Origin of the sequence: Enterobacter sp. RHBSTW-00318, from assembly GCF_014101375.1 — a bacterium.
Taxonomy (GTDB): domain Bacteria; phylum Pseudomonadota; class Gammaproteobacteria; order Enterobacterales; family Enterobacteriaceae; genus Enterobacter; species Enterobacter ludwigii.
The window spans coordinates 867368-888052 of sequence record NZ_JABXQH010000001.1 but is presented as its reverse complement, the minus strand read 5'-3'; the positions used below and the strand labels follow the sequence as shown (position 1 = coordinate 888052).

Annotated in this window: 19 protein-coding genes; 14 read left to right on the top strand and 5 right to left on the bottom strand. The window is 55.0% G+C overall.

The features are described from left to right. Nucleotides 1-318 precede the first annotated feature (318 nt). From hinT to HV157_RS04330, 8 genes are all read left to right on the top strand, one after another. Complete coding sequence (hinT, locus tag HV157_RS04365) at nucleotides 319-678, top strand: purine nucleoside phosphoramidase (RefSeq protein WP_014169584.1); 360 nt, start codon at nucleotides 319-321, stop codon at nucleotides 676-678. Between the two features lies 1 nt (nucleotide 679). After that, on the top strand, nucleotides 680-1054 hold the full coding sequence (locus HV157_RS04360) for a YcfL family protein (RefSeq protein WP_182268457.1): 375 nt from the start codon (nucleotides 680-682) through the stop codon (nucleotides 1052-1054). Nucleotides 1055-1064: 10 nt separating this feature from the next. Next, complete coding sequence (gene lpoB, locus HV157_RS04355; RefSeq protein WP_014169586.1) at nucleotides 1065-1712, top strand: penicillin-binding protein activator LpoB; 648 nt, start codon at nucleotides 1065-1067, stop codon at nucleotides 1710-1712. Next, nucleotides 1693-2517, top strand: a complete 825-nt coding sequence (thiK, locus tag HV157_RS04350) for a thiamine kinase (protein ID WP_182268458.1) — start codon at nucleotides 1693-1695, stop codon at nucleotides 2515-2517. The genes lpoB and thiK overlap by 20 nt, the downstream gene beginning before the upstream one ends. 11 nt (nucleotides 2518-2528) lie before the next feature. After that, on the top strand, nucleotides 2529-3554 hold the full coding sequence (nagZ, locus tag HV157_RS04345; protein WP_182268459.1) for a beta-N-acetylhexosaminidase: 1026 nt from the start codon (nucleotides 2529-2531) through the stop codon (nucleotides 3552-3554). A gap of 34 nt (nucleotides 3555-3588) precedes the next feature. Beyond that, nucleotides 3589-4131 (top strand): alpha/beta hydrolase YcfP, encoded by a 543-nt coding sequence (gene ycfP, locus HV157_RS04340; RefSeq protein ID WP_013097106.1) that lies wholly within the window; start codon nucleotides 3589-3591, stop codon nucleotides 4129-4131. A 236-nt stretch (nucleotides 4132-4367) separates the two neighbouring features. Beyond that, nucleotides 4368-5672: an NAD(P)/FAD-dependent oxidoreductase gene (locus tag HV157_RS04335; protein WP_025204449.1), complete on the top strand. Its 1305-nt coding sequence runs from the start codon at nucleotides 4368-4370 to the stop codon at nucleotides 5670-5672. A 192-nt stretch (nucleotides 5673-5864) separates the two neighbouring features. After that, a complete protein-coding gene (locus HV157_RS04330) occupies nucleotides 5865-6404 on the top strand; it encodes a glycine zipper 2TM domain-containing protein (protein WP_008500779.1) in 540 nt (179 codons plus the stop codon). A gap of 60 nt (nucleotides 6405-6464) precedes the next feature. On the opposite strand, the gene comR is transcribed toward HV157_RS04330, so the two are convergent. Further along, entirely contained in the window at nucleotides 6465-7100 is a 636-nt protein-coding gene (gene comR / locus HV157_RS04325) for a TetR family copper-responsive transcriptional repressor ComR (protein ID WP_014169591.1), read from the bottom strand. Nucleotides 7101-7344: 244 nt separating this feature from the next. Between comR and bhsA the strand changes: the two genes are divergently transcribed. Next, complete coding sequence (bhsA, locus tag HV157_RS04320) at nucleotides 7345-7602, top strand: multiple stress resistance protein BhsA (RefSeq protein ID WP_013097102.1); 258 nt, start codon at nucleotides 7345-7347, stop codon at nucleotides 7600-7602. A gap of 79 nt (nucleotides 7603-7681) precedes the next feature. On the opposite strand, the gene HV157_RS04315 is transcribed toward bhsA, so the two are convergent. The 3 genes from HV157_RS04315 to HV157_RS04305 all read right to left on the bottom strand — a co-directional run bounded on the left by HV157_RS04315 (nucleotide 7682) and on the right by HV157_RS04305 (nucleotide 13465). Next, entirely contained in the window at nucleotides 7682-8647 is a 966-nt protein-coding gene (locus HV157_RS04315; protein WP_032681246.1) for a L,D-transpeptidase family protein, read from the bottom strand. A gap of 149 nt (nucleotides 8648-8796) precedes the next feature. Further along, the gene (mfd, locus tag HV157_RS04310) at nucleotides 8797-12243 is read right to left on the bottom strand and encodes a transcription-repair coupling factor (protein WP_025204447.1); all 3447 of its coding nucleotides are present in this window, start codon (nucleotides 12241-12243) and stop codon (nucleotides 8797-8799) included. A 148-nt stretch (nucleotides 12244-12391) separates the two neighbouring features. After that, nucleotides 12392-13465: an acyltransferase family protein gene (locus tag HV157_RS04305; protein ID WP_047955369.1), complete on the bottom strand. Its 1074-nt coding sequence runs from the start codon at nucleotides 13463-13465 to the stop codon at nucleotides 12392-12394. A gap of 256 nt (nucleotides 13466-13721) precedes the next feature. On the opposite strand from HV157_RS04305, the gene lolC reads away from it, so the two are divergent. The 5 genes from lolC to cobB are packed head-to-tail and all read left to right on the top strand — an operon-like array spanning nucleotide 13722 to nucleotide 18661. Next, nucleotides 13722-14921 (top strand): lipoprotein-releasing ABC transporter permease subunit LolC, encoded by a 1200-nt coding sequence (lolC, locus tag HV157_RS04300; RefSeq protein WP_182268460.1) that lies wholly within the window; start codon nucleotides 13722-13724, stop codon nucleotides 14919-14921. After that, complete coding sequence (gene lolD / locus HV157_RS04295; RefSeq protein ID WP_020884656.1) at nucleotides 14914-15615, top strand: lipoprotein-releasing ABC transporter ATP-binding protein LolD; 702 nt, start codon at nucleotides 14914-14916, stop codon at nucleotides 15613-15615. Before lolC ends, lolD begins: the two co-directional genes overlap by 8 nt. Continuing rightward, nucleotides 15615-16859, top strand: a complete 1245-nt coding sequence (lolE, locus tag HV157_RS04290; RefSeq protein WP_014169597.1) for a lipoprotein-releasing ABC transporter permease subunit LolE — start codon at nucleotides 15615-15617, stop codon at nucleotides 16857-16859. Before lolD ends, lolE begins: the two co-directional genes overlap by 1 nt. A gap of 54 nt (nucleotides 16860-16913) precedes the next feature. Further along, the gene (gene nagK, locus HV157_RS04285; RefSeq protein WP_025204444.1) at nucleotides 16914-17825 is read left to right on the top strand and encodes an N-acetylglucosamine kinase; all 912 of its coding nucleotides are present in this window, start codon (nucleotides 16914-16916) and stop codon (nucleotides 17823-17825) included. A gap of 14 nt (nucleotides 17826-17839) precedes the next feature. Then, a complete protein-coding gene (gene cobB, locus HV157_RS04280) occupies nucleotides 17840-18661 on the top strand; it encodes a Sir2 family NAD+-dependent deacetylase (protein WP_014169599.1) in 822 nt (273 codons plus the stop codon). Nucleotides 18662-18707: 46 nt separating this feature from the next. Here the strand turns inward: cobB and HV157_RS04275 are convergent, their stop codons facing one another. Then, nucleotides 18708-20639, bottom strand: coding sequence for a methyl-accepting chemotaxis protein (locus tag HV157_RS04275; RefSeq protein WP_047357241.1), 1932 nt, complete (start codon nucleotides 20637-20639; stop codon nucleotides 18708-18710). Nucleotides 20640-20685: the final 46 nt, after the last annotated feature.

Genomic DNA, 20685 nt, shown 5'->3' with positions numbered 1-20685 from the left:
TGCATCAGTCCCGCATGTACGGGCTGATGTCGTTTTCTATGTTTAAAATGCGCATGAAAATGCAAATGCGAAATATACGCATTGAGATTAACGGTGTAAACAGATGTGTCAAAAGGAACTGAAATAATGTTTCAGGCGATCGCGACGCGTCAGCGCTCACTCTCCAGGCAGCTGGAGGACATTCAGGAAAGAAATCGGTGGAGAAGGTTGAAAGGACAGGAGAATCTCGCTCATACTCTTGTGTTGTGTCACACAGTAATACTGAGAATGTGTTAATGGCGGCGCACTACGCCAGATTAAACAAAAAAGGAAAAGGTCATGGCTGAAGAAACGATTTTTAGTAAAATTATCCGCCGCGAAATCCCTTCGGATATCGTTTATCAGGATGAGCTGGTGACGGCTTTCAGGGACATTTCTCCTCAGGCTCCGACACATATCCTTATTATTCCTAATATTCTGATTCCGACCGTAAACGACGTAAAAACCGAGCATGAAGTAGCGTTAGGTCGTATGCTGACAGTGGCCGCAAAAATTGCTGAGCAGGAAGGGATTGCTGATGACGGTTACCGTCTCATCATGAACTGTAATCGCCACGGTGGTCAGGAAGTTTATCATATTCACATGCATCTGCTGGGTGGACGTCCTCTGGGGCCGATGCTGGCACATAAAGGTCTTTGACATGCTTAAAGGGCGTATTGCAGCGCTGGTAATGACGATGTTGATCGTAGGGTGCAGCACGCGTCCGGCGATCCCCGTCAGCGATGAACAGACGCTGGTGATGGAATCCTCCGTACTTGCTGCGGGCATCACGGCGCAACAACCTTCGTTGTCGATCAGTGAAATCAACTCTTCTGCTTCCTCTACGCTCTTTAATGAAAGACAAGAACCAGTGACGGTGCACTACCGTTTTTTCTGGTATGACGTACGAGGTCTTGAAATGCATCCGCTGGAAGCGCCGCGCAGCGTCACTATTCCGGCAAGATCGTCGGTAACGCTCTATGGCAGCGCCAACTATCTGGGTGCACATAAGGTGAGACTTTATCTTTATCTGTAAGGGGTGAACCTTGATTAAAAATTTGAGCCGTTATGCGCTCGTGACTGCTTTCGCTCTGTTCCTCGCAGGGTGTGTGACCCGAACTGAAGAGCCTGCGCCTGTGGAAGAGGCCAAACCGGGTACCGAGCAGCCGACACAGCCCACGCAGCCGCCGCCAACCGTACCGACTGTGCCGTCTATTCCGTCGCAGCCTGGTCCAATTGAACATCCGGATCAGACATCGCAGCCTGCGCCGCGCGTACGTCATTATGACTGGAACGGTGCGATGCAACCGATGGTCGGCAAAATGTTGCAGGCTCAGGGTGTGACCGCGGGCAGCGTATTGCTGGTTGATAGCGTGAATAACCGTACCAACGGTTCGCTGAACGCGGGCGAAGCGACAGAAACCCTGCGCAATGCCCTGGCCAATAACGGTAAGTTTACGCTGGTCTCGGCACAGCAGCTCGCGGTAGCCAAGCAGCAGTTGGGCCTGTCACCGCAGGACAGCCTCGGTTCACGCAGCAAGGCGATTGGGATTGCCCGTAACGTCGGTGCGCAGTATGTGCTTTACTCCAGTGCCACCGGTAACGTGAACACGCCAGCCCTGCAGATGCAGCTGATGCTGGTTCAGACAGGCGAGATTATCTGGTCAGGTAAAGGTGCCGTTACGCAACTCTGACAGTACGCGTGAAGAGATCCTGACGCGTTATTTTCCACAGTATCGCCTTATCGCGCCGCAGGCCCCTTCCGGGCTTGGCGGCGCGAGTTGCATTATAGAGCAGGGCGAGCAACGTCTGGTATTGCGGCAGAATCACGATCCCTCAGCGTCTGCATCCCATTTCCGCCGTCAGTTTCGGGCACTGAAACGCCTTCCTGCGGATCTGGTGCCAAAGCCCTGTTTTTACCGCCAGGGCTGGATGGCCGTGGAGTATCTGGCAGGGGAGATCGGCAACACGCTACCGGAAACGGCAGTGCTTGCGGCTATGCTCTGTCATCTGCACCGGCAACCGCGTCTGGGGTGGCGGGTGACGCTGCTGCCGTTGCTTGAACAATACTGGCAGCAGGCTTCAGCCGACAGGCGAACTCCATTCTGGCTGGCACAGCTAAAACGGCTGCGTAAAACGGGCGAACCGCAGCCGCTTCGGCTCTCGCCGCTGCATATGGATGTTCATGCCGGAAATATTGTTCATACGTCCCTCGGTGCGAGGCTTATCGACTGGGAGTATGCCGGTGACGGAGACGTGGCGCTGGAGCTGGCGGCCGTCTGGTCGGAAGATGATGCTGCGCGGCAGCGGCTCATCACCGACTACGCCCGGATAGCGCACATGAATGCCGATGCCCTGAGGCGTCAGGTGAGGCGCTGGCGACCGTGGGTCGTCATGCTGATGGCTGGCTGGTTTGAAATGCGCTTTCAGCAATCCCGAGACAAACAATTTATTGCGCTGGCAGATGATGCCTGGCGTCAGTTACAAACTAAAGGATAAGAGAGGTTGGTGTGGGTCCAGTCATGTTGGATGTAGAAGGGTTTGAACTGGATGCGGAGGAGCGTGAAATACTGGCGCACCCGCTGGTGGGAGGCTTGATCCTGTTCACCCGCAACTATCACGATCCGGCGCAGCTGCGAGAACTGGTGCGCCAGATCCGTGCTGCATCGCGCAATCATCTGGTGGTGGGCGTCGATCAGGAAGGCGGACGTGTACAGCGTTTCCGCGAAGGCTTTACTCGCCTGCCTGCCGCCCAATCTTTTGCGGCATTACTGGGCACGGAAGAGGGGGGCAAACTGGCGCAAGAGGCCGGCTGGCTGATGGCCAGCGAGATGATTGCCATGGATATCGACATCAGTTTTGCGCCGGTTCTGGACGTGGGGCATATCAGCGCCGCCATTGGCGAACGCTCATACCATGAAGATCCGCGTATTGCGCTGGCGATAGCGAGCTGTTTCATTGACGGTATGCACGACGCGGGAATGAAAACCACCGGGAAACATTTCCCGGGACACGGTGCGGTGACCGCCGACTCGCACAAAGAGACGCCGCGCGATCCGCGTCCGGAAGCTGACATTCGTGCCAAAGATATGTCGGTGTTCCGCTCCCTGATTACCGATAACAAGCTGGACGCTATCATGCCAGCGCACGTGATTTACAGCGACGTCGACCCGCGTCCTGCAAGCGGGTCCGCGCACTGGCTGAAAACCGTTTTGCGTCAGGAGCTGGGGTTTAATGGCGTGATTTTCTCAGACGATTTGTCGATGGAAGGGGCGGCGATTATGGGCAGCTACGCCGAGCGCGGTCAGGCGTCGCTGGACGCAGGTTGCGATATGATCCTCGTCTGCAATAATCGTAAAGGTGCCGTCAGCGTGCTGGATAACCTGTCGCCGATCAATGCACAGCGTGTTACACAATTGTATCATAAAGGTTCATTTAGCCGTCAGGAGCTGATGGACTCGGCGCGCTGGAAGACGGTCAACGCGCAGCTTGAAGCCCTGAATGAACGCTGGCAGGCACATAAAGCCAGCCTGTAAATCCTCCCGGAAGGCGTAGCGTGGTGAGAAGACAATGATCATCTATTTACACGGTTTTGACTCAAACAGTCCTGGTAATCATGAGAAGGTCCTGCAGCTGCAGTTTATCGATCCGGATGTCCGGCTGATCAGTTACAGCACACGCCATCCAAAGCATGATATGCAGCACCTGCTCAAAGAGGTGGACAAGATGTTGCAGCTCAACATCGATGACCGTCCGCTGATTTGTGGCGTGGGATTAGGTGGCTACTGGGCAGAGCGGATTGGATTCCTGTGCGATATCCGCCAGGTGGTGTTCAATCCTAATCTTTTCCCGAATGAGAACATGGAAGGTAAAATTGACCGCCCTGAAGAGTATGTCGATATTGCCACCAAGTGCGTCAGTAATTTTCGGGAGAAAAACCGCGACCGTTGTCTGGTGATCTTGTCGCGTAATGATGAAGCCCTTAACAGCCACCGGGCGGCTGAGCTGCTGCATCATTACTATGAAATTGTCTGGGATGAAGAACAGACCCACAAATTCAAGAACATCTCCCCGCATTTGCAGCGGATCAAAGCCTTCAAAACCCTGGGCTAAGCTACTGCGTACGACCTGCCAGGCCCGGCCGCGAAAGCGCCGGGCTTTCTTTTTGTCCAGAATTGTCTACTTTTAAGCCATCAAAACTTGATGCATATCAATTTTGGTATGACCAATGCGCCTGACGTGGTATTCTCAATGCACCTGAATGGTTTCAGTGCTGTAACCTGTTGTTAATTAAGGGTTATTTTTATAACTTTTAATTAACAATTGGTTAATAATTTGAGGGGGTCACGTTGACTACGCCATTGAAAAAGATAGTGATTGTCGGCGGTGGTGCTGGCGGGCTGGAGCTGGCTACACAGTTAGGCAAGAAGCTCGGTCGCGGCAAAAAAGCCAAAATTACGCTGGTGGATCGTAACCACAGCCATCTGTGGAAACCGCTGTTGCACGAAGTGGCGACCGGTTCACTGGATGAGGGCGTGGACGCGCTGAGCTATCTGGCACATGCGCGCAATCACCATTTCCAGTTCCAGCTGGGCTCCGTGGTGGATATCAATCGTGAGAGCAAAACCATTACCCTGGCAGAGCTGCGCGATGAAAAAGGGGAACTGCTGGTCCCTGAGCGCAAACTGCCGTATGACACGCTGGTCATGGCGCTGGGCAGTACCTCCAATGACTTCAACACACCAGGTGTAAAAGAGCACTGTATCTTCCTCGATAACCCACATCAGGCACGTCGTTTCCACCAGGAAATGCTGAACCTGTTCCTGAAGTACACCAGCAATATGGGTGCGAACGGGAAGGTTAATATCGCGATTGTTGGTGGGGGGGCGACGGGCGTCGAGCTTTCTGCTGAGCTGCACAACGCGGTGAAACAGCTGCACAGCTACGGCTATAAAGGCTTAACCAATGACGCGCTGAACGTGACGCTGGTTGAAGCGGGTGAACGTATCCTGCCGGCGCTGCCTCCGCGCATTTCCGGTGCGGCGCATAATGAACTGACCAAGCTGGGCGTGCGGGTTCTGACCCAAACCATGGTGACCAGCGCGGACGACGGCGGCCTGCATACCAAAGATGGCGAGTACATCAAAGCAGACCTGATGGTCTGGGCTGCTGGCATCAAAGCGCCTGATTTTATGAAAGAGATTGGCGGGCTGGAAACGAACCGTATTAACCAGCTGGTGACCGAGCCGACCCTGCAAACCACACGCGATCCGGACATTTTCGCCATCGGCGACTGTGCTTCCTGCGCGCGTCCGGAGGGCGGTTTTGTGCCTCCGCGAGCTCAGGCAGCGCACCAGATGGCAAGCCTGGTACTGCACAATATTCTGGCGCAGTACAAAGGTAAGCCGATGAAAGCCTATGTCTATAAAGACCATGGTTCTCTGGTATCGCTCTCTAACTTCTCTACCGTCGGCAGCCTGATGGGTAACCTGATGCGCGGCTCCATGATGGTGGAAGGGCGTATTGCACGCTTTGTCTATATCTCGCTCTATCGTATGCACCAGATTGCCCTGCACGGTTACTTCAAAACCGGGCTGATGATGCTGGTGGGACGAATCAACCGCGTTATTCGACCACGCCTGAAGCTGCACTAATATTCTCTCCCTCCGGGGCCTCCGGAGGGAATTTTTAGCATATCATGCTGCTCATCGTACATTGAGTGCTTAAGAGTTCTCCTAAACACGATATATCTCTCCTCCACGTCCACTTTTTGATCCTTTGTCTTATTGGCGAAGCGCGACCTGCATTGCAAAATTGTTACCAATAGCAACAAAGGAGGAAGTCCCGTGAATAAATCAATGTTGGCGGGTATAGGGATTGGCGTCGCTGCTGCGTTAGGTGTGGCTGCCGTTGCCAGTCTCAACGTACTGGATCGCGGCCCACAATACGCACAGGTCGTGTCAGCTACCCCGATTAAAGAAACCGTGAAAACGCCTCGTCAGGAGTGCCGTAACGTCTCCGTGACCCATCGCCGTCCGGTACAGGATGAAAACCGTATCGCCGGTTCAGTACTGGGTGCGGTTGCCGGTGGTGTGATTGGCCATCAGTTTGGTGGTGGTCGTGGTAAAGATGTGGCGACCGTGGTCGGCGCGCTGGGCGGCGGCTATGCCGGTAACCAGGTGCAGGGCGCTATGCAGGATAACGACACGTACACGACGACTCAGCAGCGCTGTAAAACCGTCTATGACAAGTCGGAGAAAATGCTGGGTTACGACGTGACGTACAAAATTGGCGATCAGCAGGGCAAGATCCGTATGGATAAAGACCCGGGTACTCAAATTCCGCTGGATGGAAACGGCCAGCTGGTACTGAATAACAAAGTGTAAAAAAGATGTTCTCTGAACTTAGCTCCTCAAGCGCTCAGGCTGAGGAGCTTTTTTTTTGCGTCAGATTTTGAGCAGTTCAGGCCACAGTTTCAGCGTGGTCGCGGTAATGGTTTGCAGTTTTTCCAGCGTAGCCCCTTCACGAGCGCTTATCGACATACCCTGCAAAATACAGTTCAGGTATTGCGCCAGCATCTGTGGATTGCAATGCGCAGGAATTTCACCTCGTTGTTGGCGCTGAGACAGGAACGCGCTTAGCGTCTCTTCCTGCATGGCATGGCGCGATTTCACCGTGTTGGCAATCTCTTTTGAGGAGGCAGCAAGGGTGGCAGAGGTGTTAATCATAAAGCAGCCCGCAGGGGTATCTTTACTGGTGAAGCAGGTCGCGACGGTGGTGAAATAGTCCCGTAGCGCCTGTTCGACGCTTTTCTCTTCACAAAACAGCTGGGCTTCGTGTTTCGCCGCAAAGCGCGAAATGTATCTGTCCAGCACTGCCCTGAACAGCCCCTCTTTATTGGTGAATTCAGCATACAGCGTGGGTGCTTTGGCACCGGTAGCTTCCACCAGATCGGAAAGCGAGGTCGCTTCATACCCATGTTGCCAGAAGAGAGTCATGGCCTTATCAAGCGCTGCATCCCTGTCGAACACTTTTGGTCGGCCACGGCTTTTCTTCGCGCAACTCGTCACGTCGGTTGTCATTTGCCGTTGGTCCTCTGTAGGTTTGTTGAATAATCATTATAAAAATAATCGCGGGTGACCACCAGCACTGATGAGAGAAAAATAAATTAATCATATGGGTATGAAAAATAACGAATTTAAAATTTAATTAATGTTCGTTATAAAAAGATGTTGACGCGTGAGCTGGATCACATTTATGATTTACCTATCGATCGTTAACTAAATAGCTAACGACCTCCAAATCATCTGCCCAAAGGTAAAAATCATGAAAAACGTAAAAACCCTCATCGCTGCTGCTGTTCTGAGTTCACTTTCTTTCGCAAGCTTCGCTGCTGTTGAAGTGCAATCAACCCCTGCTGACCAGCATAAAGTCGGGACTATCTCTGCTTCTGCCGGGACTAACCTGGGCTCACTGGAAGATCAGCTGGCGCAGAAAGCTGACGAGATGGGTGCAAAATCTTTCCGCATCACCTCAGTGACCGGTCCTAACACCCTGCACGGCACCGCTGTTATCTACAAATAAGCCTGGCTAAACCCTCATTTATGCCACTGCGATGCCACTGTAAAAAAGCCCTGCTCAGCAGGGCTTTTTTTATTGGGGATCACATCGACTGCTGGGTGACATCCTGATGCCGGGTGACATCGGTGGGCATCCCGGAACGCGCCTCCATCGCACGCTCCATCACGATGCCATCCGTGCGGGCATTCGTTTTAAAGCTCACCATCGCGGCATTCAGATTAATTGGCAGTGTCTGCGGATCGTCGCCAATGTTTTTCGATAACGGCTGGTGAATTTCAACCAGTCTTACGCCACCCGGCTCCTCAGAAACCTTAATGGGCGTATTAATAATATTCACTCGGGTACCAGGGGTGATCACGCTATAGAGCGTCTTGATATCATCATCGCGCAGACGAATACAGCCGGAACTGACGCGCATCCCGATACCGAAATCCGCATTTGTTCCATGCAGAAGGTAAACGCCACCATAGGCCGCAAGACGGATCGCGTGGTGACCCATCGGATTCTCCGGACCCGCTGGCACCACAGCCGGTAAATCAATTCCCTGTGCTTTATAGCGAGCACGAATATTAGCCGTTGGCGTCCAGGTTGGGTTGGCACGTTTATCCGATACGGTGGTGACCATTGTTGGGGTCAGCGTGTCGCCGCCCAGCTGGCCAATACCGATTGGATAAACGGTGACTTCATTTTTACCAGGTGGGTAATAGTAAAGACGCAGCTCGGCAAGGTTTATCACGATCCCTTCGCGCGCGACATCCGGGAGAATAGTCTGCAACGGGATGGTCAGGACGCTGCCAGCGCGTGGCACATAGGGGTCGACGCCAGGGTTAGCCTGCAGCAGAGCCAGAAAGCCTACGTTATATTTTTTGGCAATCGCTTCGAGCGATCCCCCATTATTTTCAACCACATGGAAACGGTTTTCGCCCACGACCTTGCTGCCAGCAGGGGGAAGAGGCCAGGTATTTGCGCGTGCAGGAAGCGCAACAGCGACCGTTGCTGCCAGCGCAAACACGGTTATCCAGCGGGTAAAACGCGAAGAGGTCATCATCACCATAATCCATATAAATAATAAGGTTATTGTTTTATAAGGCGTTAACGATAATTATGGCGAATGGGTATGTCGGGAAATCCAGGTGAAGTGCAAAGAGTTTGTAAATTGTCCCCCCGTAAGCATTGCGCCAACGGGGGGAAGGGGAATTATGCGACAGCGTTCTCTTCCAGCTGACGCATAAAGTGACGAACCCACTCCATCCGGTTTTTACGATCCGTCAGCTCCTGCGTAAATTTCAGACGCGTTGGACCATCCAGACGGAAATGCTGCGGCTGTTTCTGGAGCAGACCGATTAGCCACATCGGATTAACGTGATTCTTCTCGGCAAATTCAATCACGCCACCTTTTTCATTGCCTTCGAGCTTACGAATGCCCAGCTTCTGTGCCTGCTGGCGCAGCCTCGCAATATCCAGCAGGTTTCTCGCGGCATCCGGCAACAGGCCAAAGCGATCGATCAGCTCTACCTTAATTTCATCCAGTTCGTTCTCATTTTTCGCACTGGCGATACGTTTGTAGAACGACAGACGTGTGTTCACATCCGGAATAAAATCATCCGGTAGCAGGGAAGGCATGCGCAGTTCCACCTCAGTTTGCTGGCTGGTCAGATCTTCCAGCGATGGCTCACGTCCGGCCTTCAGGGCATCGACCGCATTTTCCAGCAGCTCCATATAGAGCGAGAAGCCGATGGTTTCCATCGAGCCGCTCTGGTCTTCGCCCAGAAGTTCACCTGCACCGCGGATCTCAAGGTCGTGTGTCGCCAGCGCGAAGCCCGCGCCCAGATCTTCCAGCGATGCGATAGCCTCCAGACGTTTTTGTGCATCGGTGGTCATCGCTTTCGGATGCGGGGTCAGCAGCCAGGCGTAGGCCTGATGGTGCGAGCGGCCAACGCGGCCACGCAACTGGTGAAGCTGCGCCAGTCCAAAGTGATCCGCGCGCTCAATAATGATGGTATTGGCCGTCGGAATATCGATCCCGGTCTCAATGATAGTGGTACACACCAGGACGTTAAAGCGCTGGTGGTGGAAATCGTTCATCACCCGCTCCAGCTCGCGCTCGCGCATTTGACCGTGACCGATAGCGATGCGCGCTTCCGGCACCAGTTCTGCCAGCCTGTCCGCCGCTTTCTGGATATTTTCCACGTCGTTATAGAGATAATAGACCTGACCCCCACGCAGTACTTCACGCAGAATAGCCTCGCGGACGACCAGGTTGTCGTATTCACGAACAAAGGTTTTTACCGCCAGACGACGTGCCGGCGGCGTGGCGATAATCGACAGGTCGCGCATGCCGCTCATCGCCATATTCAGCGTTCGCGGAATCGGTGTGGCGGTCAGGGTGAGGATATCGACGTCGGCACGCATCGCTTTAATACGCTCTTTATGACGGACCCCGAAGCGGTGTTCTTCATCGACGATCAACAGCCCCAGATCTTTCCACTTCACATCACTCTGCAGCAGCTTGTGGGTGCCGATCAGAATATCGATCTTACCCTCGCTGGCCTGTTCCAGAATCTGCGTCTGCTCTTTGGTACTGCGAAAACGTGACAGCATCTCAATACGAACCGGCCAGTTGGCGAAACGGTCGCGGAAGTTGTCAAAATGCTGCTGGGCGAGCAGGGTGGTAGGCACCAGCACCGCGACCTGTTTGTTGTTTTCTACCGCGAGGAAGGCGGCGCGCATCGCCACTTCGGTTTTGCCGAAGCCGACATCGCCGCAAACCAGCCTGTCCATCGCCAGCGGCTGGCACATGTCGCTCAGCACAGCATTAATGGCCTGGGCCTGATCCGGCGTGGTTTCAAACGGGAAGCTATCGCAGAACATCTGGTACTGTTGTTTATCATGCCTGAAGGCAAAGCCTTCTTTGGCCGCGCGTTGGGCGTAGATATCCAGCAGTTCTGCCGCCACATCACGCACTTTTTCCGCGGCTTTCTGCCGCGCGCGCGCCCAGGCGTCGCCGCCCAGTTTATGTAATGGCGCATGATCTTCTGCACCGCCGGCATAGCGGCTGATGAGATGCAGGGAGGAGACCGGCACATAGAGTTTGGCGTCATTGGCGTAGGTCAGCATCAGGTATTCGCCCTTGATGCCACCGGCTTCCAGCGTCGTCATGCCCTGATAACGGCCAACCCCGTGCTCGAGGTGAACAATCGGCTGGCCGGGGTGCAGTTCGGCGAGGTTACGGATCAACGTGTCCGGATTAATGGTGCGACGGCTGTCCTGACGGCGGCGCGCCACGCGTTCCCCCAGCAGGTCGCTTTCGCAAATCAGCGCCAGATTGTTGAGGGTATCCACAAACCCGTGTTCGGCGGAGCCAATCATCAGATAACGGCCATTACCGGTGGCTTCACTCAGGCGCAAAATACGTTTCGGCGCAATTTTGATCCGCCCCAGCAGTTCCCCCAGTGCTTCCCGGCGGCCTTCGCTTTCAACGGAGAACACGACCGGCCCGGTAAAGGACTCGAGGAACTTGCGCAGATTATCCAGCGGCGACTTCTGCTGCGCCTGAACGGATAAATCCGGTAGCGTGCGGAAGGCGAGGTTGGTATTGGCGGCCTTGTCGGCGAGCGAATCGGTTTTGAGCTGCATACGCGGCCAGCGTTTCAGCTCGGCGTTCAGCTCATCAGTGCGCAGCCACAGCACTTCCGGTGGCAACAGCGGACGCATCGGGTCCACACCCCGGTTTTCAAAGCGGGCGCGAGTTTCGCTCTCAAAACGGCTGGCGCTGGCGTCGATATCACCGGTGTTAACAATCAGCGTATTGGCCGGGAAATAGCTGAACAGCGCGGGCAGAGGCTCGTTAAAGAACAGCGGCTGCCAGTATTCAATACCCGCCGGCAACGTCCCTTTGCTGACCTGCTGATAGATATGTTCGGCATCGCGTTTGACGTCGAATCTGTCGCGCCACTGGCTGCGGAACAGCTCGATTGCGGTTTTGTCTGTCGGGAACTCATGTGCGGGCAGTAAATTGATGGAGTCCACTTCTTCCAGCGTGCGCTGCGTGTCGGCGTCGAACACGCGCAGGCTGTCGATTTCATCATCGAAGAAATCCAGACGATACGGCTGGTCGCTGCCCATCGGGTAAAGATCGAGCAGTGCACCACGCGTGGCATATTCCCCGTGCTCCATCACCTGATCGACATGGCGATAACCGGCGCTGTCGAGCTGCGCGCGCAGAGCGTCCCGGGACAGGCGCTGGCCTTTTTTCATCACCAGCGCATGGCCATGAAGATAGCTGTGCGGACAGACGCGCTGCATCAGGGTGTTTACGGGGACGATCAGCACGCCGCGCTGCATCGTCGGTAACTGATACAGGGTCGACAGACGAGAGGAGATGATCTCCTGGTGCGGCGAGAAACTGTCATACGGCAGCGTTTCCCAGTCGGCCAGACTGAACACCAGATTGTCAGTGAACTGGCGGATTTCATCATGCAGACGCAGGGCATTTTGCATATCCGGGGCAACCAGTACCACCGGACCCGGGTGTCGCTCAGCGATTTCTGCCACCAGCGTGGCGCACGCCGCGCCAGTAAGTTCGCCCAGCTGGCGCTGATCGCCCGCTTTGACAGGCAAGGAATATCGATAGTGTTCAGGCATGGCTATGTCAGAGTCTCTTGGGGATATACCAACAGTATTGGGGCATATCACTGATACGCAATGTCTTTATTATCCTCGATCGTTTTACATAATCAAACCGGAACCGCACAGGGAGGAAATTCGCCCCCAAAAGGGGGCGAAAAGCGCATCAGCGGCTGGCCGATGACGGAGAAAGCGTGGAAGGCGGGGAGAAGAACACATCACCAAACAGTGCGGTGGAGACCTTACGCACCCCAAGCCCGGCAAGGGTGCAGAGCAACAGGCTGGCAAACGGGTAGACCAGAATCAACGTCAGCTCCGCCCAGACCGGCCAGTATGCGGCATTCATCTCACCAATCAGGAACAGGCTAAAGGCCTCAATCAGGATGCGATGGGTGGTATAAATCGCGATGGTATTAGAACCGATCACGTTAAGCAGATTATTAGGATGGACGGCATAACGTTGCTCGATGCTGTAGAAAAGCTTCATGATCAACACAATCGACAGCAGGGAGAGCAGCAGCGGGACGTTAGCAAACCACAGCACCACAGAGACGGCAGCGAAGGCGGCTAACGCCAGCCAGGCGCGACGCAGATTGAACCCTTTCATCCACGCCATCAGCTCAGCGCCATACCACGCGCCGAGGCTGTAGTAGATCATGTTGCGCACCACGCTGTTCATTCCCCACCACGGCAGCGGCAGGAAGTTTATCGCGACGCTCGCCAGTGCCAGCAGCCCCAGTACCGGCAGCTTCCAGCGGCTCAGCAGTTTACACAGCGTGAAATAGACCACCAGGGCATACAGATACCAGAGACTGGTGCTGGCGGTGAGCATTCCCTTCACAAACCCGGAAAGGGAATCGGCATAGGCCGCATTGGAGGAAGTGGCCAGTTCACGCTCGGGAGCAAGCCAGGCGTTGAGGTGGCTCAGCGCCTGCCATTGCAGAACGCCCCACAGCGCCAGTACCCAGACAATGCTCCAGATCCGTTTATCGAGACTGGTACGCCAGTCCACCTCATCGATGTAACGTCGAATCAGATAGCCGGAAATGAAGAAAAACACCGGCATGCGGAAGGGAGCAAGATAGAGATTAAAATAGACCCAACATTTGGCGAGAAGACCGGATAACGGATGTTGTAACCCATTGAGATGGGGATAAAAGGTGATGACTGAATGGTAGATAACCACCAGGCAGATACACAGCCCTTTTATCTGGTTAATCCATAATGCTTTTTGCTTCATTGTTCGCGACTACCTTTTTGCCATAAACGAACGAACAATTGTTGTTAAACAAAACCGTGATGTAACGGGTAACAGTCTGTATCAGGAGGTTTTTCGGAAAAGGTGGAGGCTGTACAGGGAGGTTTCAGAGAGTAGTACTCTGATTTATCTGAATTTTTCAGAAAAATGATTACCAAAGCTTACGGTTTCAGTCATTTACGCTTAAGGGATTCGCTTATATACTCGTGGGTCTGCTATCAGCAAACAGACGGATTTCATGTACCAACCTGTCGCACTCTTCATAGGCTTACGTTACATGCGTGGGCGCGCCGCGGACCGCTTCGGTCGCTTTGTCTCCTGGCTTTCGACTATTGGCATTACGCTTGGCGTAATGGCTCTGGTGACGGTTCTCTCCGTCATGAACGGCTTTGAGCGCGAGCTGCAAAACAACATTCTGGGGCTGATGCCGCAGGCTATCCTCTCCTCAACCAACGGTTCCGTTAACCCACAACAGCTCCCGGAAAGCGCGGCGAAGTTACAGGGTGTCACGCGCGTTGCGCCGTTAACCACGGGCGATGTGGTGCTGCAAAGCGCCCGTAGCGTGGCGGTCGGCGTGATGCTGGGCATTGACCCGGCGCAAAACGACCCGCTGACGCCGTTCCTCGTGAACGTGAAGCAGACCGACCTGGAAGCCGGCAAATATAACGTGATCCTCGGCGAGCAACTGGCCGGGCAGCTTGGCGTCAACCGTGGTGACCAGCTGCGCGTAATGGTACCGTCGGCCAGTCAGTTTACGCCGATGGGACGTTTGCCAAGCCAGCGCTTGTTCACGGTGGTTGGCACGTTTGCCGCCAACAGCGAAGTCGATGGTTATCAGATGCTGGTGAATATTCAGGACGCGTCACGTCTGATGCGCTATCCGGCGGGGAATATCACCGGCTGGCGCCAGTGGCTCGACGCCCCGCTAAAAGTGGATACCCTCAGCCAGCAAACGTTGCCGGAAGGGACCAAATGGCAGGACTGGCGTGAACGCAAGGGCGAGCTGTTCCAGGCCGTGCGGATGGAAAAAAATATGATGGGGCTGCTGCTGAGCCTGATCGTGGCGGTCGCGGCCTTCAACATCATCACCTCACTGGGGTTGATGGTGATGGAAAAGCAGGGTGAGGTCGCCATTCTGCAGACTCAGGGGCTAACGCCGCGCCAGATCATGGCGGTATTTATGGTGCAGGGTGCCAGTGCCGGGATTATCGGTGCGCTACTCGGTGCGGCGCTGGGGGCGCTGCTCGCCAGCCAGCTTAACAATTTAATGCCGATCATCGGCGCTCTGCTTGATGGTGCGGCGCTGCCCGTGGCTATCGAACCGTTACAGGTGATTGGGATTGCGCTGGCTGCGATGGCCATTGCGCTGCTTTCTACGCTTTATCCTTCCTGGCGCGCTGCCGCCACTCAACCCGCTGAGGCTTTACGTTATGAATAAGATCCTGTTGCAATGCGACAACCTGTCCAAACGCTATCAGGAAGGCACTGTGCAGACTGACGTGCTGCACAATGTGAGCTTCAGCGTGGGCGAAGGTGAGATGATGGCGATTGTGGGCAGTTCCGGCTCCGGCAAAAGTACGTTATTACACCTGCTCGGTGGGCTGGATACACCCACCAGCGGTGACGTGATTTTCTCCGGCCAGCCGATGAGCAAAATGTCATCTGCGGCAAAAGCGGAGCTGCGTAACCGCGAGCTGGGCTTTATCTACCAGTTCCACCACCTGCTGCCGGATTTCACGGCGCTGGAAAACGTGGCGATGCCGCTGCTGATTGGTAAAAAGAAACCCGCAGAAATTAACACCCGCGCCAGCGATATGCTGAAAGCGGTTGGGCTTGGGCATCGCGGTAATCATCGTCCTTCTGAACTTTCCGGCGGTGAACGCCAGCGTGTGGCCATTGCGCGTGCGCTGGTCAACAATCCGCGCCTGGTACTGGCGGATGAGCCAACGGGTAACCTGGACGCCCGCAACGCGGACAGTATTTTCCAGCTGCTGGGTGAGTTGAATGCCTCGCAGGGAACCGCGTTTCTGGTGGTAACCCACGATCTCCAGCTGGCAAAACGGATGGGACGTCAGCTTGAGATGCGCGACGGTCATCTGAACCCAGAACTGACCCTGATGGGGGCGGAGTAATGGCTTCACCGTTATCGTTACTCATAGGGTTGCGTTTTAGCCGCGGACGTCGTCGCGGCGGCATGGTGTCACTGATCTCGGTGATCTCCACCATCGGTATTGCGCTGGGGGTGGCGGTGCTGATCGTGGGCCTTAGCGCCATGAACGGTTTTGAGCGTGAACTGAATAACCGCATCCTGGCGGTGGTCCCGCACGGTGAAATCGAACCGGTGAATCAGCCGTGGACGCACTGGAGCGATGCCCTGAGCAAAATCGAAAAAGTGCCAGGCATCGTGGCGGCCGCGCCTTACATTAACTTTACCGGGCTGGTCGAGAGCGGCGTTAACCTGCGCGCCATTCAGGTAAAAGGGGTGAACCCGGTGCAGGAAGAGCGCCTCAGCGCGTTGCCGAAATATGTTCAAAACGGCGCGTGGGCAAACTTTAAGGCCGGTGAACAGCAAATTATTATGGGCAAAGGCGTTGCCGAGGCCCTGAAGGTTAAGCAGGGCGACTGGGTCTCTATCATGATCCCGAACGCCAGTGCCGACCACAAGCTGCAGCAGCCTAAACGCGTACGTCTGCACGTCACCGGTATTCTTCAGTTAAGCGGCCAGCTCGATCACAGCTTTGCGATGGTGCCGATGGAAGATGCGCGCCAGTATCTCGACATGGCCGACAGCGTGACGGGGATTGCCATTAAGGTCAACGACGTCTTCAACGCCAATAAACTGGTGCGTGATGCCGGCAGCGTGACCAATAACTATGTCTACATCAAAAGCTGGATTGGCACTTACGGTTATATGTACCGTGATATCCAGATGATCCGCGCCATTATGTATCTGGCGATGGTGCTGGTGATTGGGGTCGCGTGCTTTAATATCGTTTCGACGCTGGTGATGGCGGTCAAAGACAAGAGCGGCGACATCGCCGTCCTGCGTACCCTGGGGGCAAAAGACGGTCTTATTCGCGCCATCTTTGTCTGGTACGGTCTGCTGGCTGGGCTGTTCGGGAGCCTCTGCGGCGTGGTGATTGGCGTGGTGGTTTCTCTGCAGCTGACGCCAATTATCAATGGCATCGAGGCGCTTATTGGCCACCAGTTCCTGTCAGGTGATATCTATTTTATTGACTTCCTGCCGTCGGAATTGCACTGGCTGGACGTTTTTTATGTGCTGGTAACGGCACTTTTACTGAGTCTGCTGGCAAGCTGGTATCCGGCGCGTCGCGCAAGCCGAATTGATCCGGCGAGGGTATTAAGTGGCCAGTAATTACGTCATGATTTAGCGGTCATCAGGCCGCCAAATCAAAAAGAGGAATGCGTGATGTATTATGGATTTGATATTGGCGGCACCAAAATTGCGCTGGGCGTGTTTGATAAAAACCTCAAACTGCAGTGGGAAACCCGCGTTCCCACACCACGCGAAAGCTATGATGAATTTTTAACTGCCATTGCCGCGCTGGTGGCGCAAGCTGATTCACGTTTTGGCGTGAAAGGCAGCGTCGGCATTGGTATTCCGGGAATGCCCGAAACTGACGATGGTACGCTGTATGCGGCCAACGTTCCTGCTGCCAGCGGTAAACCGCTGCGCGCCGATCTCTCCGCTCTGCTTGAACGCGACGTGCGTTTAGATAATGATGCCAACTGTTTTGCACTCTCCGAAGCCTGGGACGATGAGTTTCAGCGCTATCCGCTGGTGATGGGGCTGATCCTCGGCACGGGCGTAGGGGGAGGGATCGTCATCAACGGTAAGCCGATTACCGGGCGCAGTTACATTACGGGAGAGTTCGGCCATATCCGCCTGCCGGTTGATGCCCTGGCGGTCGTCGGGCGCGACTTCCCGCTGACCCGCTGCGGTTGCGGTCAGCATGGCTGTATTGAGAACTACCTCTCCGGACGTGGGTTTGCATGGCTTTACGAACACTTCTATCATCAGAAACTTGAAGCCCCTCAAATCATTACCTTGTGGGAGCAGGGGGATGCGCAGGCGCGAGAGCACGTTGAGCGCTATCTGGATCTGCTGGCGGTGTGTCTGGGGAATATTCTCACCATCGTCGACCCGGATCTGCTGGTGATTGGGGGAGGGCTTTCAAACTTTAGCGCGTTAACGGAACAGCTGTCCGGGCGTTTGCCCCGACATTTATTGCCGGTTGCCCGCGTGCCGCGTATTGAACGTGCGCGACACGGGGACGCAGGAGGGATGCGCGGAGCCGCATTCCTTCATCTCACCGATTAGTTTACGAGGTTTTTATGCTGTCGCGTCGCTTAGGTCGACTCAGCCGTTTTCGCAAAAATAAACGCCGCTTACGTGAGCGCTTGCGCCAGCGGATCTTTTTCAGAGACAGAATGATGCCAGAAGCGATGGATAAACCCAGAGTAGTGGTGCTGACCGGGGCGGGGATCTCCGCAGAGTCAGGTATTCGTACTTTCCGCGCTGCGGACGGGTTATGGGAAGAGCACCGTGTTGAGGATGTGGCGACGCCGGAAGGCTTTGCCCGCGATCCGGATCTTGTGCAGGCGTTTTATAACGCCCGCCGTCGTCAGCTGCAGCAGCCAGAGGTTGTGCCTAATCCGGCGCATCTGGCGCTGGCGAAGCTGGAAGAGGCGCTTGGCGATCGTTTTTTGCTGGTTACGCAGAATATCGACAATCTGCATGAACGGGCCGGTAACAAAAACATCATCCATATGCACGGTGAACTGCTGAAAGTTCGCTGCGCCTGGAGCGGTCAGGTGCTGGACTGGAAAGAGGACGTGCTGCCTGAAGATAAGTGCCACTGCTGCCAGTTTCCGTCGCGCCTGCGCCCGCATGTGGTCTGGTTTGGTGAAATGCCGCTTGGTATGGATGACATTTACAGCGCGCTGGCCATGGCGGATGTCTTTATCGCCATTGGCACGTCTGGCCATGTCTATCCGGCGGCCGGCTTTGTTCACGAAGCGCGGCTGCACGGCGCGCATACGGTTGAGCTGAATCTGGAGCCGAGCCAGGTGGGCAGCGAGTTCGAAGAGAAGCACTATGGCCTGGCCAGTACCGTCGTACCGGAGTTTGTCGATAAGCTCCTGAAAGGGCTGTAATCGCGATAGCCTGAAAAGGCACCCGTCCTGCGGGTGCCTTTTTTGTTTATGGCGTAAAGTAGGCCAGCGTTTTCTCCAGCGATTTTGCCTGTTCGTCCAGTGACAGGGCCGCTGCCGAGATCTGTTGTACCAGGGACGCGTTTTGCTGGGTCGTGCTGTCCATCTGATTGACGGCAATGCTGACCTGGCTAATTCCCCGATTCTGCTCATCCAGAGCCTGAACAATATCGTTTATCACCAGATGCACATGCGACACGGCCTCAATGACCTGCTTCATCATGACGCCGGTTTCATTGACCAGCTCAACGCCTTTGCTGACACGGCCTGAAGACTCGGCTATCAGCTGGGAGATCTCTTTTGCCGCGTTGGCGCTTCGCTGGGCAAGGTTGCGCACTTCACCCGCCACCACTGCAAAACCGCGCCCCTGTTCGCCCGCGCGCGCCGCTTCTACGGCGGCATTCAGCGCCAGAATATTGGTCTGGAAGGCGATACCGTCCACAATGCTGTTGATCTCTCCAATCTTACGGGCGCTTTCGTCAATTTCCCCGATCACCACCACGACATCGTTGACCAGCGTCTCGCCATGTCCGGCAAGGGTCGCGGCGCGATCGGTAAGGGTGGTGGCTTTGTGCGCATTGTCGGCGTTATTTTTCACCGTGACCGAAATCTCTTCCATGCTGGCCGCGGTTTCGACAATCGCCGCTGCCTGTTCTTCGGTGCGTGAGGCCAGATCGAGATTGCCTGCCGAAATTTCACTGGTGCCACCGTGAACGGAGTGGCTGGCTTCGCTGATGTTACCCACGATGCGCTTGAGCTGCATCTGCATGGTGTGCAGGGCGTAAAAAATACTGCTGGTATCCCCGGGACGCACCGGGATAGCGTTGTTCAGGTCGCCGCCGGCCACGGCCAGCGCGATCCCGGCGGCATCTGACGGTTCGCCCCCCACCGGGCGGTCCACTTTACGGGTAAAGATTTGCGCCATGACCAGGCTGACAACCACAATGCTTAACACCATCAGGAGGATGGCTTTCAGTAAAAATTGTCTTGCCTCGGCCATCACTTCGCTGACCGGGGTGACGATAGCCAGCTTCCAGGGCGTCTGACTGTTGCCGATGGTAATCGCCTGCCAGGTGATAAATGCCTCTTCCTTCAGTTGAGGATCGTTTGTGCGTATCACCTCATCCCCTGTGACAGTTCCGGTGTAAGGCTTGCCTACGGCACGTTTATCCGGGCTGGAAACCACGCTGTTGCCCGCCGACAGAAGCAGGGCGTAGCCTGTACCGTTCCACGGTTTAATCGCCCCGATCATCGATTGCAGGGTGGCGAGTGAGAAATCCGACGTGACGGACCCCAGGAACTGACCCTCACGCATGATGGGGGCGGCAATCGAGGTGAGCATTACGTCCACCCCATTGTAGGGATAAATATAGGGTTCGATGATGACATCTTTTTGCCGTTGCTTCGGCAGCAGATAATAATCGCCGCTGCCGGGCGTTTCGATGTCCGTCAGCAGATGTAATGCCGGTTTGCCTGTGGCGTCGCGGTCAACGTAGCGGGCGTAACGTCCGGCGGGATCTTCACCGCTCTGACCGGCAAAGGTGGCATCGTTGCCATCGAAGGCATCAGGTTCAAAGGCCATCGACATTGAAAGAAACTGAGGGTGCGCTGAGAGATAATGGATTAGCAGCTGGTTGAGCCCCTGTCGATCAGCGATGCCCGCGTCGCGCAGTGCCTGAGCGCTATTTCCCATGTCACGCGCGGCCGCCAGGGCGGAATCCATCTGTTTACTGACCTGCAAAGACTGCACTTCAGCAATCTGACGGATGTGTTTTTTAGCCAGCACTTCTTGCTGATCCATCCACTGCCACATCATAAAACCGATCGTTGCCGTAAAGCCCACCGTCACGGTGAGGAAAATGGACAATAGCATCAACGTCTTGACTCTTATTTTTTGTTTTCGGACCATGGCGTCTTTCATTCTCAACTCCCGTAATGACGTGCATGTCGGGCAGGCACAGATCACT

Excerpts from the sequence above, each read along its gene's own strand:
- lolD (WP_020884656.1), top strand. The coding sequence starts at position 14,914 with ATGAATAAGATCCTGTTGCAATGCGACAACCTGTCCAAACGCTATCAG.
- lolE (WP_014169597.1), top strand. The coding sequence starts at position 15,615 with ATGGCTTCACCGTTATCGTTACTCATAGGGTTGCGTTTTAGCCGCGGA.
- HV157_RS04360 (WP_182268457.1), top strand. The coding sequence starts at position 680 with ATGCTTAAAGGGCGTATTGCAGCGCTGGTAATGACGATGTTGATCGTA.
- nagK (WP_025204444.1), top strand. The coding sequence starts at position 16,914 with ATGTATTATGGATTTGATATTGGCGGCACCAAAATTGCGCTGGGCGTG.
- HV157_RS04305 (WP_047955369.1), bottom strand. The coding sequence starts at position 13,465 with ATGAAGCAAAAAGCATTATGGATTAACCAGATAAAAGGGCTGTGTATC.
- comR (WP_014169591.1), bottom strand. The coding sequence starts at position 7,100 with ATGACAACCGACGTGACGAGTTGCGCGAAGAAAAGCCGTGGCCGACCA.
- mfd (WP_025204447.1), bottom strand. The coding sequence starts at position 12,243 with ATGCCTGAACACTATCGATATTCCTTGCCTGTCAAAGCGGGCGATCAG.
- cobB (WP_014169599.1), top strand. The coding sequence starts at position 17,840 with ATGCTGTCGCGTCGCTTAGGTCGACTCAGCCGTTTTCGCAAAAATAAA.
- hinT (WP_014169584.1), top strand. The coding sequence starts at position 319 with ATGGCTGAAGAAACGATTTTTAGTAAAATTATCCGCCGCGAAATCCCT.
- HV157_RS04315 (WP_032681246.1), bottom strand. The coding sequence starts at position 8,647 with ATGATGACCTCTTCGCGTTTTACCCGCTGGATAACCGTGTTTGCGCTG.
- lolC (WP_182268460.1), top strand. The coding sequence starts at position 13,722 with ATGTACCAACCTGTCGCACTCTTCATAGGCTTACGTTACATGCGTGGG.
- ycfP (WP_013097106.1), top strand. The coding sequence starts at position 3,589 with ATGATCATCTATTTACACGGTTTTGACTCAAACAGTCCTGGTAATCAT.
- bhsA (WP_013097102.1), top strand. The coding sequence starts at position 7,345 with ATGAAAAACGTAAAAACCCTCATCGCTGCTGCTGTTCTGAGTTCACTT.
- HV157_RS04275 (WP_047357241.1), bottom strand. The coding sequence starts at position 20,639 with ATGAAAGACGCCATGGTCCGAAAACAAAAAATAAGAGTCAAGACGTTG.